We start from the raw sequence: 26,354 nt of genomic DNA, 5'->3' as shown, positions 1-26,354 counted from the left end.
CTGGCGCATAAAATTAATAATGACGTCGCAAATGAAACGCTGAATGTCGCACCCGAAGCACATCCGCAGGGCGATGGCCGGGCGTCTGCTTGCCTGGGTGAGCCGTTCTCGGGGCGGGCGTGGTCGCCATCAATCAAAGCCCGCGAGGGCTCGCGGGCTGATGCATGAGTATGCCTATGGCTGACGGGGTCTCACTTCATCGTAAAGCCTTTCTCGACAAGAAAGTCACGCATATGCGGGCGCAGCTTCTGATTGAACAGCGGCGTTAGATTCTGTGACCAGTTGGCATCCTTGTTGCCCCCTTTGCGCGACTGGTAGTAGCCGTGCATGGTGCTGTCGAAGTCGGCCACCTGGGCTTCGTCGTCGCCATAGCGATCTGTCTTCAATACCGCGCTAACCGGCAGGCGTGGCTTGATTTCGGGCTCGTGCGCCGGATAGCCAATGCACATGCCAAAGACCGGGTAGACATGCTTGGGCAGATCCAGCAGCTCACTCACGGCCTGGGGGTTATTGCGGATACCGCCAATGTAGCAGATACCTAGCCCTTCCGATTCGGCCGCGATCGCCACGTTCTGTGCCATCAGCGCAACATCCACCGTCGCCACCAACAGCTGCTCGGTCATGCCGCTGACCACGTCTTCGCCAGTGCGTGCCGCGGCCTCCAGCGGCCGCTTCATGTCCGCACAGAACACCAGAAACTCACTGCAGTTCGCCACGTATTGCTGGCCACCGGTGAGCGCTACCAACTGGTCGCGGGATGACGGCAGCGTGACGCGGATAACGCTATAGGCCTGGATATGACTCGACGTCGCCGCTGACTGACCCGCCTCGATCAGCGTATCGAGCAGGCCTTCCGGCAACTCGCGCGCGGCAAATTTGCGAATCGAACGGTGAGACGTTAACAGCTTGATGACGTCGTTCATCGGGCACTCCCTTTCAAAAAGTCCTGCTCACTATAAACAAATCCCTACTTTCTCGACATGAGCTTTCCAGACATGAGAAAAAGTAGCAGGCTAACATTTAACTGGGGTTGATGGCCATTCGCGTTGCGCATTCTTAATGCCCATCGTCGGCATGCTAAACTGGGTGACATTATCGACAGCGCTGGCGCAGCGAAGCGCTCAGGCCAAGGCTTCGCGCAACGCATGGCGTTACTTATCACCCCCAAGGAGCCCTATGCTGCGTATTTCCAACACGGTGGAACTTGCCGACGGGGAGATCGAGCTGCACCCCATCCGCGCCCAGGGAGCAGGCGGTCAGAACGTCAACAAGGTGGCGTCCGCCATCCATCTGCGCTTCGATATTCAAGACTCCAGCCTGCCACCTTTCTACAAGGAACGGCTGCTGGCGCTGACGGATCAACGCATCACCCAGGAAGGCGTGGTCATCATCAAGGCACAGCGCTTTCGCACCCAGGAACATAACCGCGAGGATGCCCTGGCGCGCCTGCGGGAGCTGATTCGCGAAGCGGTCAAGCAGCAAAAAACCCGCAAACCGACAAAACCCACCCGCTCCGCCAAGCGCAAACGTGTGGACGCCAAAACCCGCAAGGGCAAAACCAAACATCTGCGCGGCAAGGTGACGCCCTAAGCCACTTCGGGCACCGATGCGTCGCTGATGTCACTCACCCATGGTTGCGATAAAACTTATACAGCCGTTGGCCAGAAGCCTTACAACCAAGTTGCCATTTATAACCTAGTCGACTAGCTTGGATAAAGGATGGGGTGCGCTTAGAGCTTCCCTAGCGCTGGCTTACTCAACCGCGTCTGAATAAACACTGTAGTGGCTCAGTTCACCGGGTGCGCTCCAACGTAGGCGCCGTCAGACTAGGTTAACCAGCAAGGAGAATGTCGAATGTCGATACGATCAGAGAAGCAGTTACCCGAGGCCGTTGCCGCTTGGCGCGACCCGGAAATGGACTCCGTCAAGGGCACCGAGACGCCCAAGGATCCCAACAAGGGGTACATCGCGCTGCTTGGCTGGAGCGTGAATGCGATCAAGGCGGCGCAAACGTTCGACCGCCGCTATGTGGTGGTGGCGCCCGAATGGGCAGAGGATTTCTGCACCGCCAACAATATCCCGTTTATTCCATGGGACTTTATTCGACTAAATGACCGGTCCATGGAAATTGCCGAGCGGTTGAAGGCCGAAGGGGTTGATGTAGCCATCCCGCTCTTCGAGGAAACCGTTGAATGGTCGGGCGCCATCAACTCTGTACTCCTCGACAGTCCCCGCATGTACGGCCAGTCCATCCTGTTCCGTGACAAGGCATTGATGAAGCGGCGTGCCCAGCTTGGCGGTATTCGCGTAGGGATTTTTGAAGAAGCTCACGAGAAGGAAGACATCGTGCGCTTCATGAAGCGCGTCAACCAGACGCTGCTCAAGCTGGACGGTGACCCGGATGATCCGATTCACGTCAAGGCATTCGACAAGGCAGGCTGCCTTGGCCACCGCATGATCCGCACGTTAGAAGAAATCGACCATATTCCCGACGAGGAATACCCGCTGCTGATGGAAAGCCACTTGAGCGGCTGGGAGTTTGCGGTTGAAGCCTGGATCCACGATGGCAAGATCCAGTTCCTCAACATTTCGGAATACGTGACGCTGGGTTATTCGGTCTTCGTGCCCGCTACCCAGGAGCTAGAGAGCTGGCGTAACGCGATCACCAAGCAGATTGAGCTGTTGATCAAGACGTTTGATATCCAGTTCGGCCTGATCCACCCCGAGTACTTCGTAACCGCCGACGGTGAGATGTACTTTGGCGAAGTGGCCTACCGTCCGCCCGGCTTCAAGGCCTTCGAACTGATCGAGAGAGCCTACGGGTTCAATGCCTATCAAGCCTCGATGCTGGTGTTCGATCCCAAGAGCACCAAAGAGGAAGTAGCGGCGTTCTTCCCCAAGGAGGTGGAGGACGCAAAAGGTTATGCGGGCTGCTTCGGCGTGTACCCTCGCCGTCGCGTGGTCAGCAAGCTGGAAATGCCGCCGGAGTGTGTCGACCACCCCTACTTCGAGTCCCACGAACTGGTTGCGCCAACGGAAGAAACCGTTCCCGACCGCTCGGCCTACGGGACGCACTGGGGCCTCGTCTTCTTCTTTGGTGACGATCCCATCAAAATGCGTGACCTGCTCAAGGCCCAGGAAGACCTCGACTTCTACGTCTAGTGCAGTAACGCAACAGCGCTAACTAAACTAAAAAGGGGCCGTTTCTATTTAGGAAACGGCCCTTTTTCAACGCGTAGGGACAAGCCTTAAACGGCCGGTTCCCAGACGCGACCCATTGTCGCCGTTTAATTTTTCTGGCCGGATTGTGTACTTACGGTGGTATTCTGTTAAAAAAGTCATTGGCAGTAGGCCCTCTAAAAACCATATTGCTACCTGCCCTCCGCTGCCTTCCTCACACGTCACAGGAGCCACCATGCCGGTTTATACCAATATCGAAGATCTCCGTCGTCATTATGTCCGGCGGACTCCCAAGATGTTCTATGACTACGCTGAGTCGGGCAGCTGGACAGAGCAGACGTTTCGCGAAAACACCAGTGACTTCCAGCATATCCACCTCAAGCAGCGGGTGGCCGTTGACATGTCGGGGCGCACGACGCGCCGCCAGATGATTGGTGAAGACGTATCCATGCCGGTGGCCCTCGCGCCGGTGGGTTTGACCGGCATGCAGTCGGCCGATGGTGAGATCAAGGCCGCGCGGGCGGCCGAGAAGTTTGGCGTCCCCTACACGCTTTCCACCATGTCGATCTGCTCGATCGAAGACGTGGCCGAGCACACCACCAAGCCTTTCTGGTTCCAGGTTTACACGCTGAAAGATGACGACTTCATGCGCCGGCTGTTCGAACGCGCCAAGGCGGTCAACTGCTCGGCCATCGTGGTCACGGTGGATCTTCAGGTGCTGGGGCAGCGCCACAAAGACATCAAGAACGGGCTGTCAGCGCCCCCCAAGCTGACTCCCCGTTCGATTGCCAACATGGCGACCAAGGTGCCCTGGGGGCTCGAAATGCTGCGCACCAAGCGGCGCTCGTTCGGTAACATCGTCGGCCATGCCAAGGGCGTGACCGACCCGTCGTCGCTGTCCGCCTGGACCGCGGAAGCGTTCGACGTTTCGCTGGATTGGAAGCGTATTGCCCAGTTCAAGGAATGGTGGGGCGGCAAGCTGATCGTCAAGGGCATCATGGCGCCCGAGGACGCCCGACGTGCCGTCGAGATCGGCGCCGATGCAATCATCGTTTCCAACCACGGCGGGCGCCAGCTTGACGGCGCGGTCAGCTCCATCCGCATGCTGCCGGCTATCATGGACGCCGTGGGCGATGACGTGGAAGTGCATCTCGATTCGGGCATTCGTTCAGGGCAGGATGTGCTCAAGGCGCTGGCGCTGGGCGCCAAGGGCACCTACATCGGCCGGGCCTATACCTATGGGCTGGGTGCTGCCGGGGAGGCGGGCGTTACGCGCGCGCTGGAAATCATCCACAAGGAACTGGACACCACCATGGCGCTCTGCGGGGAAACGGATACCCGCAACTTGGGCGAGCACAATCTGTACGTGCCGCAGGGCTTTGGCGACCCCACCGTCAAACTTTGACGTCAAGCGGGCGGCTAGGTTGCCGCCCGTCGTGTACTGCTTGTAGTGGCCGTTTGCGTATTGCGTACTCACGTTTATGAGTGCGCTATTCGCGGCCTAGCCACCAAACTTCTCGTTTTCGCCCAGATCCGGGGTGGTGCCTTTCTTGACGTTGGCCTTGGCCACTTCATACAGCTGGAACGCCTTGCTCTCCTTGGCTTTCCAGTGTTCCCCCATCTGCACCTTGACTTCCAGCAGTGCCACGTCGGGGTCGTCCTTGCCTTCCGGGAACCAAGCGGCGATGAAGGGATTCCAGTACCTGTCGATCAGCTCGCGGTTATCGGTCAGGTTAGCCTTGCCGGACAGCGACACATAGACCCCTTCTTCCTGATCGGAAAAACTCAGGCATACGTCGTGATCCTGCTCGGTTTCGGTGACTTTCTCGGCACTGCGCCGGGTGAAGAACCACAGGGTGCCGTCATAGGCATCCTGCACCAGATGCATCGGCCGCGCGCGGGGCATCTCACCATCCAGCGTCACCAGCATGCCGACCTTGATGTCTTTGATCATCTTCCATATTTTCTGCTTATGTTCAGGGCTGGACATAGCGTCAACCTCCTGTTGAATAAAATTTTAAGTATTACATAACCTGTACAAGCCTAGCTCCCATTACTACTATGAGCAAACATCGATGCTGGCGGTGTGTGCTCAGTTCACGCAAAGCACACACCATGCGATCACCCGCCCAGGCTGTCGATGGCATCCGCTACATCGGCGACAGCGCCTGACGCGCTCGACATGGTAACTCTGCGTTAGCTATCAGACCGTTAATGAACAACAGGAGCCATCAATGACCACATCCGTCACGCTGCGCGAGCTGTTAGGGCTCGGGCACACTCCCAATAAGCTGTCAGAATCGGCATTAGTCCTTATCGACTGCCAGAACACCTATCGCGAAGGGGTGATGCAGTTAGAAGGCGTCGAAGACGCGCTGCTGGAGGCCCAGAAGCTGCTCGAAAAAGCGCGGCAGGCCGGTATTCCCGTTATTCATATTCAACACGACACCGGCGAAGGCACGCCCTACGACATCAAGGCGCCGATCGGCCAGATTGCCGATATCGTGAAGCCGATGAACGATGAGCCGGTCATCACCAAGCAGTTTCCCAACGCCTTCGTCCAGACTGACCTTGAAGCGCAATTGAAGCAGATGGGCTGCAAAAAGCTGGTGCTGGCGGGCTTCATGACCCACATGTGCGTCAACTCGACCGCCCACGGCGCGTTCAATCTGGGCTTTGATGTGACGGTGGTAGCCAGCGCGACGGCAACCCGAGCGCTGCAGGCAGATAACGGCAAGGCACTCTCGGCCCAGGCGGTTCACGAGGGGGCGCTGGCCTCAACACGGGATCTTTACGCCGCCGTTGTGGATAACGTGGACGATCTGCCTGTTTAAGCTGCCGGAAACAGGCCTTGCTTAAACCATCGCGCCGCTCATTCGATGGCGGCGTGTATTCCCCGGTTCGTATCCGCCAACACAACACGATCACGGCCGGCGCGTTTGGCGGCAATATTATCAAGCGCCGTTCAGCTTCATGCCCTCTGCCACCTTAGCCACCACGCGACCATCAACGAATGGGGCACCGTCAGTACGGCCAACCCCCAAAACACCACTGTGACACCATCTGCCAGCCACGCCATGTCGCCGCCGGGCTGCCAATAGCGCATACCCAGCCACACCAGCAGGCCCAACAGGAGGGCGCCAAGGGTGGCGGGGGCCGCGTGTCGCGCTAGCGCTTGCATGCCAAACGCGAGCTGGGTGTCTTGCGCCGAGGCCATTAACAGCAAGAAATGCCGCACGCTGTGCACACAGCAGAAGTAAAACGCGAAAGCGAGCAGAGGCGGCAGTAATATCATCGCCGACGCAAGGACGCTCAGCTCGACCAGCATGCGCCCGCGGGCAGTGCGCGGCGAGCGCCTGTAGCCGATCACCAGGCCGATGACCCAGGCCGTCAAGAGGACTTTTCCGGCAACGGACACCACCGTCAGCAGGCTGGCGGGCTCACGTAGCAACAGCCAGCCAAACAGCGTCGCGACCTGATCGGGGTATCCCACCATGGGCCCGATAATCGCCAGGCTGCCGCTCAACCATCCCGCCAATCGCGATGCGCCATCCGGCATGAACTCATGATCCGTGCTGGCAAAGTGCCAGACAGACAGCCACAGAAAGCCGATCAGCGCCCAGGACGGTTGCCACAGAATGAACGCCACCGCCAGCGCCATCAGCGCAACATAGCCGCTCAGGAACAGCAGCGTACTGCGCCCATGCGCCGTCTTGAGCGAGGTGATGATCAGCGGATCCGCGCCGCCGTGGGACATGCCAAACAGCGCAACAGGTATCAGCACGATCCAGAATTGGCGTTCAAGATCCAGGGCAGGCAGCCAGGGCCCCATGGCACCAAGCGCCAGAGCGGTCAGGATCATCATGCGCCAGTGACGCTGTGCGCGCAGGAACGCGATGGTGTGCATGAAGCCTCTCTTTCGCTGTCATGAAGAAGGTGAGAACGACGCCTGGCGCTTATGTCACCCTTGCCAGGCGTCGCATGGCGGCGGCCAGAAAAGGCCGCGCGGGCAACGCCCGCATGATCTCCAGCAGGTCGGCAAGCGAGGGCTCATCGCTCAGAAAGCGACGCTGCTGAGCGGCGTTCGTCGCTGCAAACAGCGCCATGAACCAGTGGGCAGCTCGGTCGGGATGGCGGCGCATGGCGTTCAAGAACACGCCATCCATCCACTCAAGCAGCGGTGATCGCAAGTCTGGCGCCGTCAGCTGCCACTGACCGGAGCGATGCGCTTTCAGCAACTGACTGGCGACATTGGCGGCCCCCCGCTGGCAGCTGACAAACATGTAGCCGGTGGCTGGGCGCATCCATCCACCGCGTATACCCGCGGACAGGTAGCGACTGCCGGAACGCGGCGGCTGGACGGGCATCATCGGCAAACAACCGGTCTCGTGGCGCTCGACTTGCCACCTGTCGCCAAGGTGCGTATTCAGCCACTGGCGCAACGGTGGCGGTACCTGATCCGGCGACATCAGCGCCTGACAGGCGGGGTCACGATAATCGGCATGGAAACACGTCCACTCCACCAGCAGCCGATCCGCGTCCAGCGGCAACAGATAGACAAACTCGACGCCTGTCGAGCCTGACTGGAAATCCATGAGCCTGGCCGTTGACAGGTCGTAGCCGTGATCGGCGAGGCGAATGTCGACCCCGTGAAACACCTGCCATACGCCCTGCTGAGCGGATAAAGCCTCCGGAGGCGGCGGGCGGGTATCGATCACCACCTGAGCCTCGATGCTGCCCCGGGACGTGTCAACCCTCATGCCTGACGGTTGAGCCACCACCTGGCTGACGTCAACACCACGCCGGAGATGAAACTCGTCGCGCCCGGCGATAACGCCATAGGCTTTTTGCCGGACGTCACCCGACGACAGCATGGCGTAACCGGCCTCATGATCTTCACGGTCAACCCGCTGGTCGGTGGAATGAAAGCACCAGCGCGGCCAGCGGTGGCTGATCATCTCGCGGAACGGGTGCGGTCGGTGATCCCAGAAACACCAGGTGCGGTCAGGCGCATCCGTGAGACGGGATTCGAGAAGGTCAACCCGTGGCGCCTTGTCTTGGGCAGGCAGCAGGTCATCCAGCCAAGTGGCAATACTCAGGCCCGCCAACCCCGCGCCCAGGATAGCCACATCGGTGCTTGCCGGCAGGCTCATGTTGCGGCCAGGCCCGACGTCGACTGGTAAGCCACAAGCGATCCGGCAATAGGTCGATGGAGCCGTTCGTCGTGGCGGGGCCATTCCCCCTGGCGCCACATGCTCGGCAGGGCGAGCAGGCTCTGCCCTGCCTTGGCCCACCCCGGTACCCGCACACGACGCTGCCAGTAAGCGTTTTCCTCGAGCGTCAGCAGGCGCCGGCCGATATCGCGATAGACGCGCAGCGCAATGCCAATCGCCAGCTGCGGACGCCACGGCAGATAAGCCAACCCCTGCTGACCGCTTTGATAATACACCTCGGCCCGCTCGACCAGGTGCCGGGCGCCCAGCCACACCTGATGCCTGGCTGAGGCAACACCTTGGGCAATGTCTGACGCCATGATATCGCCAGCCATCCAGCTGGCGGGCACGTAGACCCTGTCGCGCTGGGCGTCTTCCAGCACATCACGGGCTATATTGGTCATTTGCATGGCGATGCCCAGATCCATGGCAAAAGGCAGCGCGCGTTCGCGCTGGCGTGCGTCAAGCAGCTGACACATCATGACCCCGACGGTGCCGGCGGCCCCGAACGCATAGGTCAGCAGGGCGCGCTCATCTGCCATGCGCACGGGCGACAGATCGACGATCATCGTCGAAATCAGGTCTTGCATGGCCTGTCGGGCCAGCCTGTCGTCCGCAAAGAGATGGCGAATATCCGCATCGAGCTGGCGGACGACATCGCGTTCCTTGGCCGCAAGCGATGATTCGCATGACGGGCCTTGAGCGCTTCCGGCCAGACGCTGCTGAAGAGACACCAGCACGTTGCGGGCCGATTGCCGCTCAGCGCCGGTCTGGGCATCGTCGGCGATGTCATCGACCTGGCGGCAGATATGATAGAGACGCGCACCATCTTCCAGCTGGCCACTGGATAGAAAATGTCCGGCCCAATGAAAGCTTCGCCCGTGACGGCGCAGCGTATCGCGCGACGCTGTGGTGGAGGTACTCGTCATGGTGCCGGCTCCTGAATCACTCGGGATACGCCGGTGGGCATCGACGCCGTGTCTTCGCGCACCAGTCGCTCGACGACTCCCGCCGACGATACGACCCCCGGCACCCCTGCGCCTGGATGGGTGCCGGCACCCACAAAATAGAGGTTAGGATAATGCGGCGACCGGTTGTGAAAACGTAGCCCCGCCGATTGGGTCAAGGTCGGCGCGATGGAAAAACCGCTACCGAACGGGCTTGAAAGCGCCTCGTAAAAGTAGCGTGGCGATATAGTATGTGTCGCCCCAAGCTGCTCATCAAGATCCGGCATCAGCCGCTGTTTCAGCATCGCGAAAATATGACGTGACAGAACAGGTTCCAGCGATTCCCAATCCTGGTCTCCTTGCAGATTGGGCACCGGCACGAGCACATAGAAGGCGTCGCCGTCTGCGGGTGCCATGTGCGGATCCGTTGCCCCCGGACGATGCAGGTAAAGGCTCAGGTCATCGGGCATTTCGTGGCGCTCAAAGATCGCGTCGAGAATCTCGCGGAAGGTATCGCCAAAGAGGATGGTGTGGTGCTTTAGCGCCGGATACGCCCGCCGCGTGGTGAAGTACACCACCATCAGGCCCATCGACTGCTTCATGTTTCGCCGCCAGGCGTTGACCAGGCGACCCCAGCGCCCCAGGGGTAACCAGTGCTCGTACACATGCAGAGGGTCGACGTTGCTGACCACAATATCGGCGGAATACGCGTCTCCCGACGCCACCTGAACGCCAACGATGCGGCTTTCCTGCACGCTCAGTGACGTCACCTGCTGCCGGGTGCGTATGACGCCACCGTGTCGTTTGAACAACGCTGCAAGCGCCTGAACCAGTGCCCCGGTACCGCCTTCGGGATACCAGACACCTCCCCGTCTTTCCAGCGCATGGATCAGGCCATACAGCGACGACGTGCGGAACGGATGTCCACCCACCAGCAACGAAGGCACCGAAAACGCGCGACGCAGTCGCTCGTCGTGGAAAAACCGCGAAACAAATCCGTACAGGCTGATATCCGCGCGCAATCTCACCAGATCCGGCAGTACCTTCAGCATATCGGTGACACGCGTAAAGGGTTGCTCGGCCAGATCGACAAATCCTCGCTGATACATCTTTTCGGTAGCGGCCAGAAAATCGTGGTAGGCGTTCCCTTCGCCGGGGCAAAGGCGCTCTATTTCGGCGATGATCTGTTCGGTATGGCATCCGTAGTCGAAATACGACCCATCGGCAAAATCCATGCGATAAAAGGGCTCGACAGGCAACAGCGTCACATGGTCGTACAACGATTCACCAAAACGCTCGAAAAGCGCCTCGAACAGGAACGGGGCGGTAATCACCGTGGGGCCTGCGTCAAAGGCCACCCCTTCCAGCTGAAACACCCGTGCCCGACCGCCAATATCCTCGTGGCGCTCCAGCACCTCAACGTCCCAGCCGTCAGCAAGCAAACGCAGGGCGACTGCCAGCCCGCCAAATCCAGAGCCAATGACCACCGCCTTGCCTGGGGCAGGCTGTTCAACGGGTTTATTCATAGCAGCGATTCACTTTGCGGTGTATCAACACGGCTGGCAGACGCAAGACGATGTTCGACAAGGCGTTGATTAAGCTTGGCGAGCATGTCGTCCAGCGCAGCGCTCAGCGGGTTGGGGAAATAATGAACCAGGCCCGACGCTCTTGAAAGCGCCCCGGCGGCATGGCGTACAGCGCGCAGCATGGCCGTTGATGCAGGGTCTGTATGATTTGGGGTGTGCCAGGGCCAATGCCGTGGCCAGGCATGATAACGATGATAGTAACCGGGAGATGAACGCTGGGCACACTGCAGATCGACATCGTCCAGGTCGTCGATGATCTGGTAGGCAAGCCCTACCGCGTTTGCAAAACGGCCCAGCCGCTGGTGCTGCTCGTCGGACAGCTCACCGCCGGCCGCGCCCGCTTCCAGAGGTAATACGATCAGGGGCGCCGTTTTCGCAAGCGTTGCCTGCAGGTAGTGATCCAGGGTGTTGGTGGCATGGGTTGTCGTTTCAGGAGACGCCAATTCGATACTTTGACCGGCAATGACCTGGCTGACGCGATCGGTGAGCAGCTCTACCAGCGCCAGACGGTGTTCAGGCAAGTCACTGTTCAACGCCGCGCGAAAGGCGGCGGTGAGCAATAAATCGCCGGTGCATAACGCAACGCCAGGGCTCTCCTTGCGCCAGACGGCGGGTTTGCCCCGGCGCTCGACATCCCCATCGCAAAGATCGTCGTGCACCAGCGACGCGTTATGAACCAGCTCGGCCGCCGCCGCTGCGGCGATACGGTGCGCGGAAGAAGCGCCGTACGCCATCCCGCTCAACAGTGCCAATCGGGCGCGCAACCGGCTACCGCCGGTATCAAGATGATAAAGCCCCGCTGCGGTGGCTGGCCAATGATCGGCCACCCCCACGCTGTCACGCATCAGTGCTTTTGCGTGCTCAAGCTCCTGCGCTACCTGATCGGGGACATCGTCATCCCTGGCAAACGACCCTTGCGCCGAACTGTTGCCGGCGACATCGAAATTGGCGGTGTGATGTATGTTCGCAGTGACCATGCCAATGTCCTTTCGATCGGGTGGTTAAACGTGGCATGACGCAACGTACTTTCCATGCGGCATGCCGATATCTCGATGACTCAAACATTATCTTCAAAATGACAGATACTTTTCTGTTTACAAGCCACTGTTCGTTAATTTGCGTGCTTTGCCGGGCGCCATCCCTGGCCAGCCTCTCTCAACGTCCCGGTTGTTCAAAGCCGCTTCATGCGGGTAACGGGTTAAGAAGACGGCGTCTCATGGTGAGTGGCATCGTGCGACTCACTTGCCTGCGACTTGCGCATCGCAATGGTAAAGATGAAGACACCAAAGACCGCCTTGGCCACGATGTCCGCCACGGTATAACCCACTTCGACAGCGGTAATGGCGGCGCCACCTGTCAAACCGACCAGCGGGAACAGATACACGATCGGGTAGAAGAGCCAGGAGCCGATCACCAGATATACCGACATGTTGATCAGGTTCTTGACGTTGTCAGGCTGCGCGGATATGGACGCCTTGAGGCCCACGACCAGCTGATAGACGATGTAGACAAACGGAATCATCGACAACACCCAGAAGACGAAGCGAATACCGCCGGAGCTGGCCACTTCACCTGGGTAGCCTAGAACGATCATCAACGCCGCAGCACCGCCCAGCATGGTCGATTTGCGGATGGTTTCTTCCTTGGAAAGACGCATGACCAGAATGAGCTCAATGAGCAGCAGTGGCACCGTCAGTAGCCAGTCTACGTAGCGGTATGCCTGATTGAAGGGTTTACCTGTCGCGACGACCTCACCGGAGGTGACATCAATGGCGGCAGACCATGACAGCATGATTTGAAGGTAGTGATAGGCAGCGACTGCTGTCACCAAGCCCGTGATGGTGACTGCAAGTCGGTAAGCTGGGGCAATCTCGGATTTCATCAGCCAGAAGAAAAGGGTCGCGGCCGCCATGACGGCAAAGCCGAACGAATAGGCGTTCTGGGTGAAGGAGTATTGCCCTAGGGATAGCGCTTCAAGTTCCATGAGTATCTCCAACGTCGGTGGGGGTTGTTGGCAAGCTTCGCGTACCTGTTTTCATCATCACGCGACTGACGTGGACGAACTGTATAAAATCAGCCTGGCTACGTCGTGGTGGTGACGCCCTGACAGCAGGCATAGTTGCACAACAGTTATCCAACTAATTTTTATTGGATAACAATTACAAGCTAGTTAGGTTCCGGACGAAAAACAAGAAGATTATGCAAATACTTTAAACGACATTTGCCGTGTATAAATTAAGCTTTATCTAAGCAAGAAAACACTGCATTAGAGCGCTTCCTGTGACGGCAGGATGCAGGGGATGATCCGGACGAAAACCGACTCTTGGTCTGGCGGTAAGCGTGCAGTATCTTGAAAGGACGACGATGGGGAGGGCGAGGCCGGCCGAGGTTAACCGCGCATCAGTTCAGCGACAGGTTGATAACGATCAGAAACGCAAGCGCCGCTGCCGCCGGCCAGGGACTGCGCAGCACGACGCCGAACAGGGTCAGCGGCACCAGGACGGTCAGCGCCGCCATCAGGTGGGGCAGTTCAGCCAGACCGCTTGCCGACATGCTGCGGATATAGATCAGCCCCAGAACGCCGAGCAGCAGTCCAAACCAGACGTTGCGGTCACGCAGCCGTGATGGCATGTGTCTTTCCTCTTGCAAGCTAACCGATGGGTCATCATAAGGTTGAAAGACGCCGTTGGTAAACCAACGCCATGTGGTGCACAGTCGGACAAAGGCAGGTTGACACTCGGTGCCTGGCTGCCTGCTTCTTCCCCACGCCCCTTTCCTGACTGTGAGTGCAATATGACTGTACCTGCCCAACCGACACCAACGCCTGCCACCAACCGACTGCCCTGCCGAGGCTGTACAACAAACTGCCGTTACTATGCCACCTGTGACGGCAAGCCATGGCGCAAACAGGCGCTATAGCGCCGCCCTGCCACGGGGCTTCTTTTTAACACCCGGCTACGCCGTTCTCGTTGCAAAGCCCCGTCATGCGTTAACTAAAATGAATTACTTGGCGTGCTTTTTAAAGATCACGATATAATCACAGAACGCTCGCCGGGATAGCTTGCCCCATGAACGTTGACCTGCCGTCGCTCTACCCGAAGCTCATCAACTTGATGCTGGATACCGTCTTTGTAGTCGATAGCGACAATCAGATCGTCTTTGTCAGCGATGCCTGCGAATCACTGCTGGGTTACCGTGCCGACGAGCTGATTGGCACCGCCATCACCGACTACATGCACCCCGACGACCTGGAAGCAACGCAAACCGCTATTCGCATGGTCATGGACGGCAAACCGCACATCGATTTTCGTAATCGCTATCTGCGCAAGGATGGCGATGTCGTCTATATCCTGTGGTCTGCTCGCTGGCACGAGGAAGAGCGCGCCAGAATTGGCGTTGCGCGTAATGTGACGGATCTTGTTGAGGCCGAAACAGCATTACGCTATCTCGCCCACCATGATCCACTGACCAAGCTCACCAACCGCAGCCTGTTTTACGACCGGCTAAAGACCGGCCTGGCAGTCGCCCAGCGCCACCAGACCGGCCTGGCACTGCTGTTTGTGGATATCGACAGGTTCAAGCATATCAACGACGCCCACGGGCACGCAGTGGGAGACGCCGTGCTATGCAGCGTCGCAAGACGGCTGGAAAGCTGCGTCCGTGAAACCGACACCGTCGCCCGGATGGGCGGCGACGAGTTCATCGTGCTGTTAACGGACATTCCATCAGACGATGCCATATCGATGAAGATGGCGCAGATTCGTGACGCCATGTCCGAGCCGTTAGGCGCCGAATTTGACGGCATCGACATGCCGTCCTGCAGCATTGGCGTGGCGGTCTATCCCACCGATGGCGAGGATGCCGAAACACTGATGAGCCATGCGGACGGCGACATGTACCGCATGAAAAGCACTCCCCATTAAATAAAGCCGCGCCGCCGGCGACGCGGGAGTGCCTATCGCCATGACGGATCTGCGCCTTGCTGCGCCACTATCACGGCAGGCCAAGCACTCCCTTCAGCGCGTATCAGCATCTTCAGTAGCAGACTCTTCGGCAACGGGGTCGTCCTCCACCGGGTCTTCGAGGGGCTGTCCGTCCTCATCCACCAGCTGGTGGTCGTAGGCAGCCTGAAGGCCGGTATCTTCCACATGCTCCTCCTCGGCCTGCGGTTCTTCGTCATCGGTCAGGTAGTCGATATGGCCGGGATAAAGCGGCGAAATGACCGCCGTCAGGATGCCGATCACCGTAAAGATCGCAAACGCATCCGCGTACCCAACGCTTTCGACCAGCCCGCCGATCACCGGCGAGCCCACCGCCTGCCCAAGGGCGCAGGCCATGAACGGCAGCACCGGCCCCACCGATATACGTCCCGGTAGCAGCCGGATGCCGGTCATCAGATAAAGCCCCGTCAAACTCATGTAGGCCAGACCGAATACCATCGCGGAGAACATCGCCAGCGGTAACTGACTGGGGCTCGCGGCCAGCAGAACCAGGCTTGATGACAGCATCATCAACATCAAGGCCTGGGTAATCGGCGGGTTGTTACGGTCGGCCAGGTCACTGATGACGGCGCCGCCGAGGCCGGCGACACCCACCGCAAACCACAGCCAACCGGTGTTCTGCGCAGACAGTGCGCCGAGGTTGACCAGCAGGTCGGGCGCAAAAAGCCAGTACGGCGCGGACACAAAGCCCATGGCAAAGGCAAACAGCGTCAGCCGAATCAGCCGCGACCACTGCACACGGGTGATGGGCGGCGGCGGCGCCGCGTTCGCGGGGATGACACGAGATACCGAAGGAATGAAAAACCAAGCCGCCACGACACCCAGCCCGGCCAGCACCGCAAATATCGTGTAGGTAAGCCGCCAGGCATCGGCCAGAAAGACCACCGTCGGCACGGCCACGATGATACCGATGCTGGTGCCGGCATTCATGATCGAGCTGACGCGGCCGTGCATGGAACGGCTGACCAACGCCTGCATCGCCGCCGTGAGCGCAGGCATCATCAAACCGGTGCAGACCCCGCAGATGAACACGCCCACCCCCAGCGAGAGCGCCGTTGACGACTGGCTGATCAGGGCAAGGCCGCCAAGCCCGAAGCTGCTGGAGAGCACCGCCAGATTGCGGGCGCCGAGGCGGTCAGCGGCAAGCGGAGCCACCAGCGTGGCCAGCACAAAACTGACGAACGGCAGCGCGCCGATAATACCTACCAGATAAGAAGAGAGTGACAGCTCATCACTGATAGAAGGGACAAACAGGCCAAACGCAAAGCGCGCGAGGCCATAACTGATGGCGACCAGCGCCGCACCGAATAGGGCAAATCCCATGTTCGACAACGTCTTCATACTAGGCACTCCCTCCACCGCCGCTGGTTGCATCTATATGCGTCAAGCTGACTTATTGTGGTCGCAACCTTGGTGATGAGCAATGCAGAAACGCCACCATTCAGGCAAAAAAATACATTAACCGGATGGCTACCATGGCGTAGCCGCTGAGTGCGTTGGCTAGCAGACACTGCTATAAAGAAAAGCGCTAGACGTATCGACGGAGCTGCAACGTCAATGCCGTTCATCGCCATCACCACCAGGAGCGCACGCCATGAGTCAACGCGACGAATTTGTCGAGGAAATGAAAGCCCGGCTCGACGAATGGAATCAAGAGATCGACGAGCTGGTCGTCAAGGCCCGCCAGGCCAGTGACGAGGCCAGGGTCAAATACCATGAGGACATTGAGCGGCTCAAGCAACGCCAGGCGGAGACACAGCAGCGCCTCGACGAGCTTCAGCATTCAAGCGAAGCCGCCTGGGAGACGGTTCGCCAGGGCATGGAAGACTCCTGGGAGCTGATGCGCAAGGCCTTTCGGGACGCGTCGTCGCGCTTCAAGTAGCCGCACAGGCCTCCGCCTCATCAGTGAGTAGCGGTGCCGTCCGGGGGTTGCGACGCGTTACCCTCGCGGAGACGCTCGATGGAGGCGCCCCCCTGCTTGGCAAGGGTCGCAAGACGATCGATCTGTTCATCCAGGCGGGGCAGCGCCTCCTGACGGTAGCTCGAGAGATCGTCAATCGCGCCCATGACCTCGCCGAAGGCCTCCTCAAGCACCTCCATGTCGAGCATCGCCCCGGAGGCCCGCTTCTGGATATCCACCCCCTGCTGGCGCAGCGCCTTGGCGGTGCCGCCAATCATCTGCGACGTGGTGTCGTTGAGGGCTTCGACGCGATCCAGCACCAGGCGCTGATTGGCCATGGCCATGGCCACGGTCACCGCCACGGTGAGCGCCGAGACGGTGACGTTGATCGCCCTGTCCACGCCGCGCATCAATTCGCGGTTGTTGCGGATGATAACCTCCAGCGCCAGCACGCCTTGCTGGCTCACCGCCAGTTGCTGCTGAAGGTCGACAATGCGCTGGCGTAGCGGGAAGAGCAGTTCCTCCTCGAGGAACTGACGCCGCGGATCATCGGCATCGCGGGTGGCAATCTCGCCCTTCAGACGGCGATCAATCAAGCGACCCAGGGCAATCTGGCGATGCAACTCGGCGAGAATGTTGTTGAGCGCTTGCTGGTCATCGCTGAGGGTGAGGTTGTCGCGATGCAGCATGTCGCGCCCACTCTCCAGCTCCTCGATGATCGCATCCAGCGCCTGCTGGGCATTCTCGAACTTGCGGAAGTAGCGCTGCAGGCGGCTGTCGATACCGGGAATGATCGCCATGACGCGGTCCAGCGCGCTCGGCGCCAGGCGATGGCGGGCAGGGTCGAGCCCTTCCATGCGCCCACGTAGATCGGTCAGCGCCTTGGCGACGGGCCCGCCTTCATCGCCCTGGTGAGCCAGCTGGCGAAGCGGCGTTTGCAGCATGGCGCTACGATGGGCGGCCTGCTGCTGCAATTCCAGCCCCATCTCGTCCACGGCCCGGCGCTGGCGAACCACCGACGCCTCGTCCTCCCCGGCGAGCACCTCCTCAACGAAGTGGTCGGCCATCGCCTCAAGCTCAGGGTCAGGATCAATGTCACGGTCATCGGCGTCGGCCGAATCGGCGTCGGCCTGGCGGACGCCCACCTGGTCGGCGATCTCGTCTACCGGCGGCAGGGAAAGGCGACGTTGATCATCGGATGGCTGAGTCATGGACATCTCCTGGGCTATCAATAAAACCGTTGCAAAAATCGCAGAGTAGCGCCAATCGACGCATTACTCCCTGCGCGCATAACGGTCTGCGCCTTCGACGAAGCGGCGCAGGTCTTCAAGCGCCGTCTCGGTGGCGACCGACGCCTGGGGGCGCGCCGTCTCGATCCGCGCCATGGAAACGGCGGTATCGTCGAGCACGGTCAACGCCGATTCAATGCGCGCGGAGAGCTCATACAGGCGGTGCTCGGTTTCCACCAGCAGATCCAGGCGACGTACCAGGGCGGCGCGCTCTTCCTCGCTCAGTTGGCTGCCCTCGCGGTTCAGGCGGCCCCGCACGTAGTCGCCGTCCACGCTCACGACTCCCCGCGCCTGGGAGGCCATGGTCGTCAGCGTATCCAACGCGCCGAAGCACACCTGAGTGACCAGCCCCTGCGCGCGCTTGAAGGCCAGCTCGCCAGGCTGGAACCGTTCGCCGAGCACGTCCATCACATGGCGATAGCGGCTGTAGAGCCGGTCGGCCAGAACCGCCAGGTCGGGACGATTAACGTCCAGCAGGCTTTGCTTGACCCGGCACATGGCCAGCACAAGCTCGTCGGCACCGTCTGGGGGCCTGGCCGGGTCAAGCACCGAGACCCCTGCCTCGTGGGCCCTGCGCTCCTCCCGGGCGCGGCGCTGCTGTGTTGCGGCCGCACGCTGAGCGGCCTGGCGACGCTCACGGCGGCGCGCCAGCCAGCCGCGCAACGTGCGCTCCACGGGCAGCGCCACCGGAATGGCGACGATGCCCGCAAGCCAGCCAAGCAGGCTGGGACTGAAGCCGCCCCACAGGGAGGTCAGCCACAGCAACATGCTAATGAAGGGCACCAGCAGGCAGTAGCGGGCGATGACCTGCAGTCGGCCGGGCGCCGGCCACGGAAGTGCCAGGCCAGGATTGTAGAGCCCTATCAACAGCCAGGGCAGGCAGGTCATAAAGAGGCCGTAGGAGAGCCCCTGCAGGAATCCCAACATGGAGATGGCTATCCTTCCGTCGTGGAACGCAAACACCGAGTGTAGCCTAACCGGGAGGGGGCGCTAAGCCCTAGTTGGGCACACGCTGTTAACGCTAGGCCCCAACCGGGGTATCGAGAGCCGCCAAGTGGGCCGCTAATACGCAAACGGCCACCCCCTGGGCGGCCGTGAGACGCCGAATGTCCCGATGGGCAGCCGGCGTTGTCGCTATGGCAGGATGACCAGATGATTGGGCAGCTCGTTACGCTCGTGGGTGGCGGGTACGTGCGCTTTCAGAAGCTTGCCGCAGGCGGCAATGCAGTCGAGAAAGCCCTGCCGGGTCTCGCCCTGATGCACCTTGGCGGTGAAATCCGCCACAATGTCTTCCCATACTTTGTCATCCAGCACGTCGGCGATGCCCTGATCCACCAGGATCTCTACATAGCGCTCTGCCTCCGAGACAAAGATCAGCATGCCGGTGCCGCCGTCGGTATGGTGCAGGCGTTGCTCCAGGAACTGGCGGCGTGCCAGGTTGGAGGCGCGCCAGTAACGCACCTGCCGGGGAATCAGCCGGGTATTGATGCGCGGCATGCGAAACAGCAGGCTGAGCAGGACGAAAGTACTCCACTGCACCAGCAGCAGCACGTCGGCGCTGAACCAGCCGCCCACATAATTGGCGATACCCGGCACCAGCAACGCCAGAATGCCCGCCCAGAGCAGCGGAATATAGCTGTAGTTATCGGACTGGGCCGTCAGCACGGTGACCAGCTCGGCATCGGTTTCCCGTTCTACCTCGTTGATCGCGGCGGTAACGGCTTCCTGATCGCTTTTGCTTAGTAATGTCATGATGGTGTGATGCTCATAGTCAGGTGTGAAGAGTCAGCGCGCGCGGATGGCCATATGGCATTACCAGCCACCGGAGGCACCGCCGCCGCCGAAGCCGCCACCGCCGCCACCAAAACCGCCGCCGCTGCCACCGCCGCCGCCACGACCGCCCATGGCGGCACCCAGCAGCGCCGCGCCGACGAGGGCTGCGCCCCCGCGTCCGCCACGGCCACCACGACTGCCAATAAAGAACACGACGCCCATCATGATGAAGAAGAATAGCCCCATCAGCCCGGGGTTGGGCTTTTCCTGGGCTGACGCGGATTGTTGTCCCTCGGGAGCCGCCAAGGGCTCGCCGCCGAGCACCTGGATCATCGCCGCAGCACCGTTAACGATACCGGCCTCAAAATTCCCCTGGCGGAACGCCGGGCTGATCGCCTGGTTGATGATCACCGAAGACTGGGCGTCGGTGAGACGCCCCTCAAGGCCATAACCCACTTCAATGCGGATGGCCCGCTCTTCTTCCGCGACGATCAGCAACGCGCCGTTATCCTCGTCCTCCTGACCAATCCCCCAGTGGCGCCCCAGCTGGTAGCCGAAGTCCTCGATCGGATACCCCTGGAGATCCGGCAATGTCACCACCACGACCTGTTCGGTGCTGGCTTCTTCGTGGGACTGAAGCATCTGGGTCAGCCGCGCTTCCACCTCGGGTGACAGCATGTCTGCGCGGTCGACCACCCGGCCGGAAAGCTCGGGAAACTCAGGCGAAGACTGGGCCCAGGCGGCAACCGGCAGCCAAAGCAGGAAAGTCAGCAACAGGCTTTTGCGCATCAGGGTAGCCATCAGAAGTCCACCGCAGGTGCGTCGTCGGCATTTTCCGTCGTGGCCTCGAAGTTGGCGCGGGGCTCAAGCTCGCTATACAGCAGGCTATGCCAGATCTTGCCCGGGAAGGTGCGCAGCTCGGTGTTGTAACGCTCCACCGCCTGGATGAAGTCCCGCCGCGCAACGGCAATGCGGTTTTCCGTACCTTCCAACTGCGACTGCAGGGCCAGGAAGTTCTGGTTCGACTTCAAATCCGGGTAGCGCTCGGACACCGCCATCAGGCGGCTCAGGGCACTGCTCAGCTCCCCCTGAGCCTGCTGGAACTGCTGAAGCTTCTCGGGGTTCTCAAGAATGCTCTCGTCCACCTGGATCGAAGTGGCCTTGGAGCGCGCTTCGATCACCGCAGTCAGCGTTTCCTGCTCTTGGGCGGCAAACCCCTTGACGGTTTCCACCAGATTGGGAATCAGGTCGGCGCGACGCTGATACTGGTTTTCCACCTGGGACCAGGCGGAGGTGACTTTCTCATCGTAGGTGGGGATATTGTTGACCCCACAGCCGGTAAGTAACAGCACCAGCGCCAGCACGGACGTCCACTGCCAGAGTATCCGCTGTCGAAACGGTTGATAAAGGATGCCCATAGTGCGCTGCCCCGAAAGTCGTTGCATGAAGAAGGGTAAATGTCCTGCCCGCGAGCAGAAACATTAAACTTAAGATAAATGTGGGGGGCAAAGAGGCTGTTTTCAAGGTGGTCAGCGATCCAGGCGGCTCGCGTCATAGACGCACTTACCCGCCACGAACGTTTGCTGCGGCTGGAGTTCGCTATCTAGCAAGGTGACATCGGCGTCAAAGCCGATCGCCAGGCGTCCTTTTCTTGCGTGTAGCCCGAGCACCCGGGCAACGCTTCCCGAAATCAGCCCCAACGCCGTTTCGAGGGGCAGCACTTCCTCCCGCACGAGGCGTTGCCAGTCCGCAATCAGCGTGGTGTTGCGTGCCACTTTCATGCCCAGATAGGCCCCGTTCGCGTCGAATTCGGGCAGACTGCCGTTACAGTCGGAGCTCAGGGTGATGAGCTCAGCCGGAACGCCACGCTGGAGTAAGCGAGCCACAGCATCGACGCCGGACAGGCCGTCGCCGGCGTCTTCAAAGGCGGTGACATCGACGCTGGCATTGAACGCCAGCGCGTAGTCCGCAGCTTCCTCGAGCAAGGCTAGGTGGCGGTTCACGTGGGTGGGAATCACCTGGTCGGCGGGAATCTCGGTCTCAGTGAGCAACCGGCGAAGTGGCTCCAGCCCCCGTTTGCCGTCGCCGAGATGGAAGTGGCAGATGCCGCGTTTGCCAGCCAGCATGGCGCCCACCCGGGTATCGCTGACAAGGCGTTCGATTTCATCCTGACGCGGCTGACTCGAGCGATGATCCGAAATGGCGATTTCCCCCAGGCCGATGACCTCGGGAATCCAGGCCAGGTCGCGCTGGATGTCGCCGGTCAACGTGGGCGGCGGGACACGATAGGCGCCGGTATACATGTAGGCGGCGATACCCTCGGCCCTGAGCCCGCGCACCTTGGCCAGCACATCCGCCGGGGAACGGCTGATGCTGTCGGTGCCCAATACCCCCACCACCGTGCCGATCCCCATCGCGGCGATCTCATGGGCCGAAATTTCCGGACAGCGGGTACCGCAGCCGCCCTCGCCCCCACCGCCGGTCACGTGAACGTGCTGATCGATAAAGGCGGACACGGCGGTGAGATGGCGCGCCTCCACGACCCGCACCGGCCAGCCTGCGGGGATCTCGAGGTTCAGCCCCAGGGCGGCGATGCGGCCGTCGGCGATCAGGATATCGTTCGCCTCGAGAGGTTCCGGCGCATAGATGTTGCCGACCCGCAGCAGGGTCAACAACCGGTCTTCCTGGGGGGCTGCGGGCATCATGGCGACTCACCGTCTGGCGTTGGGGCGGCAGCCGACTGGAAGCGGCGCCCCCTGATGCGCTCAATGGCGCTATCCACATCGTCGATCAGCAAGACCAGCAGGTCACCTTCGCTGGCCTCCTCGAAAGCGCGTTCCACGGCCTGCTGCTCTTCCATGATGACCTCCACCCGACAGTCGCCGGGTACGGACTCAGCACCTTCGCGCAGCAGGCGGGCGGCGTCACCGGGAGTGCGTCCCCGGGCGTCGGTCTCGTAGATGAAGACCACGTCGTGCATCCGGGCGAGCAGGGTGCCCAGCGTGAACAGGTCTTCGTCGCGACGATTGCCGGGGGCGCTGGCCACGCTGATCCGTCGCCGCGCCGGAATGCAGCCGACCAGCTCGCTCAACGCCTCGAGCGCCGGCACGTTGTGGCCGTAGTCGATCAGCACCTTCATGCCGTCAGCGTCGATAAGATTGGTGCGACCCGGGTTCTGGCCCGGCGTGGGGTGGAAGGTCTGCAAGCCCATCTGGATGTCGGCGATCGACAGGCCCAGCGCATAGGCGGCGGCACTCGCCGCCAGGGCGTTGGCGACATTGAAGCGCGCATGGCCTTCGAACGTGATCGGCACGTCCACCACCGGGATCACCTCCGCTTCGACATGGCCCTGGCGCATCACGATGCGCTCGTTGTGGAGGGTAAAGGCAACGCCCTGGTCGCGGACGTGCTGACGGACGGGGCGGGAATTAGGATCCAGCGTAAAGAAGATGATGTCGCCTCGGGCCCACTCCTGGCCCTCCAGCACCCGGGGGTCGTCGGCATTGAGTACCGCCGTGCCACCCTGGCGGACGGCATCGATCACCACCGTCTTGCAGCGCGCCAGCTCATCAAGCGTATGGATGTCGTGCTCGCCCAGGTGGTCGCTGGCGATGTTGAGCAACACACCCACGTCGCATTCATCGAACCCCAGTCCGCGACGCATGATGCCCCCCCGGGCGACCTCGAGCACGGCGCACTCGACCGTGGGCTCGCGCAGCACGATCGCGGCCGCCTGAGGGCCGCTATAGTCACCGCGCATGATGACGTGGTTGTCGATCTCGATGGCGCCGGTGCAGGCCATACCGACATTGCGCCCGGCCTGGCGCAGCAGGTGCGAGAGCAGGCGTACCGTGGTGGTCTTGCCATTGGTGCCGGTGACCGCCGCGATGGGAATGCGGCCGGTGGTCTCGCTGTCGGGAAACAGCATGTCAATGACCGGGCGTCCCACATCGCGCCCCTCCCCGTGGGTCGGCGAGAGGTGCATGCGAAAGCCGGGCCCGGCATTGACCTCGACCACCGCAGCCGATTGCTCCTCAAGGGGCTTGGTCAGGGTTTCGGCGAGCAGGTCGATGCCGATGATGTCCAGCCCCACCAGCCGCGCAATGCGCTCCGCCGCGTAGCGCACCTCCGGGTGAACATCGTCGGTAACGTCTGTGGCCGTGCCCCCGGTGCTGAGGTTCGCGGTGGGCTTGAGATAAACGATATCACCGGCCGGGATGACGCTCTGCAGGGTCAGGTTCTGCTGGCCGATCAGCCTTAGCGACTGGTCGTCCAGCTGGATCTGGGTGAGCAGGTTCTCATGGCCGACGCCGCGACGCACATCGTTATTTTCCGCGTCGACCAGCGCCTGGAGCGTCGCTGCCCCGTCGCCCATCACATGTGCCGGACGGCGCCTCGCGGCGGCGACGAGCTTGCCGTCGATGACCAGCAGGCGGTGATCCTCGCCGCGAATGTACTGCTCGACAATCACCGAAGCATTGTGGTGCGCGGCAATGTCGAAGGCATCACTCAGCGCCTGGTCGTCCTCGATATTGGTGCTCACCCCGCGGCCATGGTTGCCGATGATCGGCTTTACCGCGACGGGATAGCCGATGGTGCGGGCAGCGTCCAGCGCCGCGTCGAACGAACCGCACACCCACCCCTGGGGCACCGGAATCCCGGCATCGCCGAGTACCTGTTTGGTCCACTCCTTGTCGTCGGCGATGCCGTAGCCGATCAGGTCGGTATGGCCGGTCACTGTCGCCTGGATGCGCTGCTGACGGTGGCCGTGACCGAGCTGGATATAGCTGTTTTCTTCGCTCAGGCGGACATGGGGGATGCCCCGCCGGGTGGCGGCCGCGACAATGGCCGCCGTGGAAGGGCCGAGCATGTGGGCGTCGCGCACCTGCTTGAGGCGCTCCAGGATGTCGGGCACATCGATTTCTGCGTCGCGAAACAACCGCTCGACGAGACCGACGGACTCAACACCCGCGGCCAGACCGCAGGCTTCGTCCCGGTAGCGATAGACGACGTTATAGATGCCAGTTTCGTAGGAATCGACCGTCTTGCCGTAGCCCACCGAAAAGCCGATCAGGTTCTGCAGCTCGATCGCCACATGCTCGACCACGTGGCCGGCCCAGGTGCCGCGTTCGAGCCGCTCCAGAAAGCCGCCGGGGCGGCCCAACGAGCAGCGGTGCTCCTGCAGGGTCGGGAGCAGCGTCGTCAGCCGTTCGACAATGCCGGGGACAAGGTCGCTTGGCCGCTCTTCGAGCTCACCAATGTCCAGCCGCATATAGATGGCCGGGTAACGGCTGTAGTAATTCGGACCCCGCAGGGCCCGATGATCGAGGATATTCATTGCCCTCGCCTCCCTGCCAGGGTGGCCGCCAGCTCATCGGCGACGAGGTAGCGACGCGCATCAACATCGTAGCCATGCCCGCTGACCATGGCATGCAGGATCATATTCTCGATGGCGACCGGTTCGTCCATGTCCAGCTCCGCGATATTGGAACTCGCCAGGTCTCGGCTATCGATAATGATGACGTGACCCGGGCCGACTGTTTCCAGAATGCGGTTGGGATGGATGATGACTGCGGCATCCTCGCCTAAGCCAACACCCAGATGCTCGGGGTTGCTGGCCCCCACCTGCATGAGGCGCGTGAAACGCCCGCGCTCGAGGAAGTGACTGTCGATGATCAACCCGCGCACGAAATCCAGGCCGAAGGTCATGTTGACCCCACCCTTGCGCAGGGCATCGGCCGCCGCTCCGTTATAGATCATGGTACTGGGCATCGCAGCGGCCCCGGCACTGGTGCCCGCGACCACGGCGCCCGCTCTCAAGCGCTCACGAATAGCACGCAGGGTCGCGGAGCCACCAAACACCGAGGTCAGGCGCAGCTGGTCGCCGCCGGTGAAAAAAATCACCCCGCTGCGTTGAATCAGCCGGATATTCTCTTCATCGGCGGCTTGCTGGCGATCCTGGATATTCAGCGCATGCACCTGACTGGCCCCCAAGCGGGTGAAGGCTGCCTCGTAGCTGGGCAAGAGCTGTTCAGGAATGCTGCTGGCCGTGGCGATGATGGCGACTTCGTCGCTATCGTTGGGGGCAAGCTCGAATACCCGTCGCAGGATGGCGAGTTCGGAGGTCTTGTCCTCGGCTCCGCCAATGGCCACAAGATGGCCGGTGACGGTGGGGTGATGTGACGCCATGTCCCATTCGCCGCCCAGCGACGCTTTTAAGGAATGCACAGACACGTCCGGTACCGGTCATGTCATATGCGATAATGTTTCAATTCGTGGTTTAACTTATAACAGTAGACAACGACCCTAGCCAGCTTAATAACGCCCCTGCCTGCCCCATCCCGTTCCCCAGCATATTACTCCTGCGCCCCGACGATAACCCGCTATGCTTGGTTAAGTGTCCTGCGCCACGGCTAACGCCTGCCTGGAGCAAGGCCATTTCCTGCCTGCTACCCGCTGCCCTTC

The 26,354-nt window shown here is 61.0% G+C and carries 24 protein-coding genes; 6 read left to right on the top strand and 18 right to left on the bottom strand.

All coding sequences use genetic code 11. The features are described from left to right. Window positions 1-191 precede the first annotated feature (191 nt). Window positions 192-923, bottom strand: a complete 732-nt coding sequence (gene nfsA / locus QC815_RS12635; protein ID WP_230445721.1) for an oxygen-insensitive NADPH nitroreductase — start codon at window positions 921-923, stop codon at window positions 192-194. A 253-nt stretch (window positions 924-1,176) separates the two neighbouring features. Here nfsA and arfB point away from each other — a divergent pair, with 253 nt between their 5' ends. The 3 genes from arfB (at window position 1,177) to QC815_RS12620 (ending at window position 4,585) form a co-directional block, all read left to right on the top strand. Further along, window positions 1,177-1,590, top strand: a complete 414-nt coding sequence (gene arfB, locus QC815_RS12630) for an alternative ribosome rescue aminoacyl-tRNA hydrolase ArfB (protein WP_230445720.1) — start codon at window positions 1,177-1,179, stop codon at window positions 1,588-1,590. Between the two features lie 264 nt (window positions 1,591-1,854). After that, entirely contained in the window at window positions 1,855-3,162 is a 1,308-nt protein-coding gene (locus QC815_RS12625) for an ATP-grasp domain-containing protein (protein ID WP_230445719.1), read from the top strand. A 253-nt stretch (window positions 3,163-3,415) separates the two neighbouring features. After that, on the top strand, window positions 3,416-4,585 hold the full coding sequence (locus QC815_RS12620; RefSeq protein WP_230445718.1) for an alpha-hydroxy acid oxidase: 1,170 nt from the start codon (window positions 3,416-3,418) through the stop codon (window positions 4,583-4,585). A gap of 96 nt (window positions 4,586-4,681) precedes the next feature. On the opposite strand, the gene QC815_RS12615 is transcribed toward QC815_RS12620, so the two are convergent. Continuing rightward, window positions 4,682-5,170, bottom strand: a complete 489-nt coding sequence (locus QC815_RS12615; RefSeq protein WP_230445717.1) for a pyridoxamine 5'-phosphate oxidase family protein — start codon at window positions 5,168-5,170, stop codon at window positions 4,682-4,684. 244 nt (window positions 5,171-5,414) lie between these two features. On the opposite strand from QC815_RS12615, the gene QC815_RS12610 reads away from it, so the two are divergent. Then, window positions 5,415-6,014, top strand: coding sequence for a cysteine hydrolase family protein (locus QC815_RS12610; RefSeq protein WP_310540080.1), 600 nt, complete (start codon window positions 5,415-5,417; stop codon window positions 6,012-6,014). Between the two features lie 137 nt (window positions 6,015-6,151). Here the strand turns inward: QC815_RS12610 and QC815_RS12605 are convergent, their stop codons facing one another. The 7 genes from QC815_RS12605 to QC815_RS12575 form a co-directional block, all read right to left on the bottom strand. Beyond that, window positions 6,152-7,087: a Brp/Blh family beta-carotene 15,15'-dioxygenase gene (locus tag QC815_RS12605; protein ID WP_230445715.1), complete on the bottom strand. Its 936-nt coding sequence runs from the start codon at window positions 7,085-7,087 to the stop codon at window positions 6,152-6,154. A gap of 49 nt (window positions 7,088-7,136) precedes the next feature. Further along, window positions 7,137-8,333: a lycopene cyclase family protein gene (locus QC815_RS12600; RefSeq protein ID WP_310540077.1), complete on the bottom strand. Its 1,197-nt coding sequence runs from the start codon at window positions 8,331-8,333 to the stop codon at window positions 7,137-7,139. Beyond that, a complete protein-coding gene (locus QC815_RS12595) occupies window positions 8,330-9,322 on the bottom strand; it encodes a phytoene/squalene synthase family protein (RefSeq protein ID WP_230445713.1) in 993 nt (330 codons plus the stop codon). The genes QC815_RS12600 and QC815_RS12595 overlap by 4 nt, the downstream gene beginning before the upstream one ends. Further along, window positions 9,319-10,866: a phytoene desaturase family protein gene (crtI, locus tag QC815_RS12590; RefSeq protein WP_310540074.1), complete on the bottom strand. Its 1,548-nt coding sequence runs from the start codon at window positions 10,864-10,866 to the stop codon at window positions 9,319-9,321. The genes QC815_RS12595 and crtI overlap by 4 nt, the downstream gene beginning before the upstream one ends. Further along, window positions 10,863-11,903, bottom strand: a complete 1,041-nt coding sequence (locus QC815_RS12585; protein ID WP_230445711.1) for a polyprenyl synthetase family protein — start codon at window positions 11,901-11,903, stop codon at window positions 10,863-10,865. Before QC815_RS12585 ends, crtI begins: the two co-directional genes overlap by 4 nt. 221 nt (window positions 11,904-12,124) lie before the next feature. After that, window positions 12,125-12,910 carry a bacteriorhodopsin-like gene (locus QC815_RS12580; RefSeq protein WP_230445710.1) on the bottom strand — a complete coding sequence of 262 codons (786 nt, stop codon included), beginning with the start codon at window positions 12,908-12,910 and terminating at the stop codon, window positions 12,125-12,127. A gap of 416 nt (window positions 12,911-13,326) precedes the next feature. Beyond that, window positions 13,327-13,557 (bottom strand): hypothetical protein, encoded by a 231-nt coding sequence (locus tag QC815_RS12575; RefSeq protein WP_230445709.1) that lies wholly within the window; start codon window positions 13,555-13,557, stop codon window positions 13,327-13,329. A gap of 437 nt (window positions 13,558-13,994) precedes the next feature. On the opposite strand from QC815_RS12575, the gene QC815_RS12570 reads away from it, so the two are divergent. Then, window positions 13,995-14,849, top strand: coding sequence for a sensor domain-containing diguanylate cyclase (locus QC815_RS12570; RefSeq protein WP_230445708.1), 855 nt, complete (start codon window positions 13,995-13,997; stop codon window positions 14,847-14,849). A gap of 93 nt (window positions 14,850-14,942) precedes the next feature. Here QC815_RS12570 and QC815_RS12565 read toward each other — a convergent pair whose 3' ends face one another. After that, entirely contained in the window at window positions 14,943-16,268 is a 1,326-nt protein-coding gene (locus QC815_RS12565) for an MFS transporter (RefSeq protein WP_230445707.1), read from the bottom strand. Window positions 16,269-16,521: 253 nt separating this feature from the next. Here QC815_RS12565 and QC815_RS12560 point away from each other — a divergent pair, with 253 nt between their 5' ends. Further along, window positions 16,522-16,809, top strand: coding sequence for a sll1863 family stress response protein (locus QC815_RS12560; RefSeq protein WP_230445706.1), 288 nt, complete (start codon window positions 16,522-16,524; stop codon window positions 16,807-16,809). A gap of 20 nt (window positions 16,810-16,829) precedes the next feature. Here QC815_RS12560 and QC815_RS12555 read toward each other — a convergent pair whose 3' ends face one another. The 8 genes from QC815_RS12555 to QC815_RS12520 form a co-directional block, all read right to left on the bottom strand. Then, window positions 16,830-18,038: a toxic anion resistance protein gene (locus QC815_RS12555; protein WP_310540070.1), complete on the bottom strand. Its 1,209-nt coding sequence runs from the start codon at window positions 18,036-18,038 to the stop codon at window positions 16,830-16,832. A gap of 63 nt (window positions 18,039-18,101) precedes the next feature. Beyond that, window positions 18,102-19,043: a cobyrinic acid a,c-diamide synthase gene (locus QC815_RS12550; protein WP_310540068.1), complete on the bottom strand. Its 942-nt coding sequence runs from the start codon at window positions 19,041-19,043 to the stop codon at window positions 18,102-18,104. A 207-nt stretch (window positions 19,044-19,250) separates the two neighbouring features. Then, entirely contained in the window at window positions 19,251-19,868 is a 618-nt protein-coding gene (locus QC815_RS12545) for a TPM domain-containing protein (protein WP_230445703.1), read from the bottom strand. Between the two features lie 60 nt (window positions 19,869-19,928). Next, window positions 19,929-20,690, bottom strand: coding sequence for a TPM domain-containing protein (locus tag QC815_RS12540; RefSeq protein WP_310540065.1), 762 nt, complete (start codon window positions 20,688-20,690; stop codon window positions 19,929-19,931). Continuing rightward, window positions 20,690-21,334, bottom strand: a complete 645-nt coding sequence (locus QC815_RS12535; RefSeq protein WP_268902633.1) for a LemA family protein — start codon at window positions 21,332-21,334, stop codon at window positions 20,690-20,692. Before QC815_RS12535 ends, QC815_RS12540 begins: the two co-directional genes overlap by 1 nt. 84 nt (window positions 21,335-21,418) lie before the next feature. Continuing rightward, window positions 21,419-22,594, bottom strand: a complete 1,176-nt coding sequence (iadA, locus tag QC815_RS12530) for a beta-aspartyl-peptidase (protein ID WP_230445701.1) — start codon at window positions 22,592-22,594, stop codon at window positions 21,419-21,421. Next, entirely contained in the window at window positions 22,591-25,227 is a 2,637-nt protein-coding gene (cphA, locus tag QC815_RS12525) for a cyanophycin synthetase (protein WP_310540062.1), read from the bottom strand. Before cphA ends, iadA begins: the two co-directional genes overlap by 4 nt. After that, on the bottom strand, window positions 25,224-26,117 hold the full coding sequence (locus tag QC815_RS12520; protein WP_230445699.1) for a cyanophycinase: 894 nt from the start codon (window positions 26,115-26,117) through the stop codon (window positions 25,224-25,226). The genes cphA and QC815_RS12520 overlap by 4 nt, the downstream gene beginning before the upstream one ends. Window positions 26,118-26,354: the final 237 nt, after the last annotated feature.

It is taken from the genome of Vreelandella gomseomensis (assembly GCF_031451645.1).
Classification (GTDB): domain Bacteria; phylum Pseudomonadota; class Gammaproteobacteria; order Pseudomonadales; family Halomonadaceae; genus Vreelandella; species Vreelandella gomseomensis.
The sequence above is the reverse complement of the archived record's forward strand: the minus strand, read 5'-3'. Positions and strand labels throughout refer to the sequence as shown.

Excerpts from the sequence above, each read along its gene's own strand:
- QC815_RS12625 (WP_230445719.1), top strand. The coding sequence starts at position 1,855 with ATGTCGATACGATCAGAGAAGCAGTTACCCGAGGCCGTTGCCGCTTGG.
- QC815_RS12545 (WP_230445703.1), bottom strand. The coding sequence starts at position 19,868 with ATGACATTACTAAGCAAAAGCGATCAGGAAGCCGTTACCGCCGCGATC.
- QC815_RS12540 (WP_310540065.1), bottom strand. The coding sequence starts at position 20,690 with ATGGCTACCCTGATGCGCAAAAGCCTGTTGCTGACTTTCCTGCTTTGG.
- QC815_RS12585 (WP_230445711.1), bottom strand. The coding sequence starts at position 11,903 with ATGGTCACTGCGAACATACATCACACCGCCAATTTCGATGTCGCCGGC.
- QC815_RS12615 (WP_230445717.1), bottom strand. The coding sequence starts at position 5,170 with ATGTCCAGCCCTGAACATAAGCAGAAAATATGGAAGATGATCAAAGAC.
- nfsA (WP_230445721.1), bottom strand. The coding sequence starts at position 923 with ATGAACGACGTCATCAAGCTGTTAACGTCTCACCGTTCGATTCGCAAA.
- cphA (WP_310540062.1), bottom strand. The coding sequence starts at position 25,227 with ATGAATATCCTCGATCATCGGGCCCTGCGGGGTCCGAATTACTACAGC.
- QC815_RS12535 (WP_268902633.1), bottom strand. The coding sequence starts at position 21,334 with ATGCAACGACTTTCGGGGCAGCGCACTATGGGCATCCTTTATCAACCG.
- QC815_RS12600 (WP_310540077.1), bottom strand. The coding sequence starts at position 8,333 with ATGAGCCTGCCGGCAAGCACCGATGTGGCTATCCTGGGCGCGGGGTTG.
- crtI (WP_310540074.1), bottom strand. The coding sequence starts at position 10,866 with ATGAATAAACCCGTTGAACAGCCTGCCCCAGGCAAGGCGGTGGTCATT.
- QC815_RS12595 (WP_230445713.1), bottom strand. The coding sequence starts at position 9,322 with ATGACGAGTACCTCCACCACAGCGTCGCGCGATACGCTGCGCCGTCAC.
- QC815_RS12620 (WP_230445718.1), top strand. The coding sequence starts at position 3,416 with ATGCCGGTTTATACCAATATCGAAGATCTCCGTCGTCATTATGTCCGG.
- QC815_RS12560 (WP_230445706.1), top strand. The coding sequence starts at position 16,522 with ATGAGTCAACGCGACGAATTTGTCGAGGAAATGAAAGCCCGGCTCGAC.
- iadA (WP_230445701.1), bottom strand. The coding sequence starts at position 22,594 with ATGATGCCCGCAGCCCCCCAGGAAGACCGGTTGTTGACCCTGCTGCGG.
- QC815_RS12570 (WP_230445708.1), top strand. The coding sequence starts at position 13,995 with ATGAACGTTGACCTGCCGTCGCTCTACCCGAAGCTCATCAACTTGATG.
- QC815_RS12575 (WP_230445709.1), bottom strand. The coding sequence starts at position 13,557 with ATGCCATCACGGCTGCGTGACCGCAACGTCTGGTTTGGACTGCTGCTC.
- QC815_RS12555 (WP_310540070.1), bottom strand. The coding sequence starts at position 18,038 with ATGACTCAGCCATCCGATGATCAACGTCGCCTTTCCCTGCCGCCGGTA.
- QC815_RS12605 (WP_230445715.1), bottom strand. The coding sequence starts at position 7,087 with ATGCACACCATCGCGTTCCTGCGCGCACAGCGTCACTGGCGCATGATG.
- QC815_RS12550 (WP_310540068.1), bottom strand. The coding sequence starts at position 19,043 with ATGTTGGGATTCCTGCAGGGGCTCTCCTACGGCCTCTTTATGACCTGC.
- QC815_RS12580 (WP_230445710.1), bottom strand. The coding sequence starts at position 12,910 with ATGGAACTTGAAGCGCTATCCCTAGGGCAATACTCCTTCACCCAGAAC.
- arfB (WP_230445720.1), top strand. The coding sequence starts at position 1,177 with ATGCTGCGTATTTCCAACACGGTGGAACTTGCCGACGGGGAGATCGAG.
- QC815_RS12565 (WP_230445707.1), bottom strand. The coding sequence starts at position 16,268 with ATGAAGACGTTGTCGAACATGGGATTTGCCCTATTCGGTGCGGCGCTG.
- QC815_RS12610 (WP_310540080.1), top strand. The coding sequence starts at position 5,415 with ATGACCACATCCGTCACGCTGCGCGAGCTGTTAGGGCTCGGGCACACT.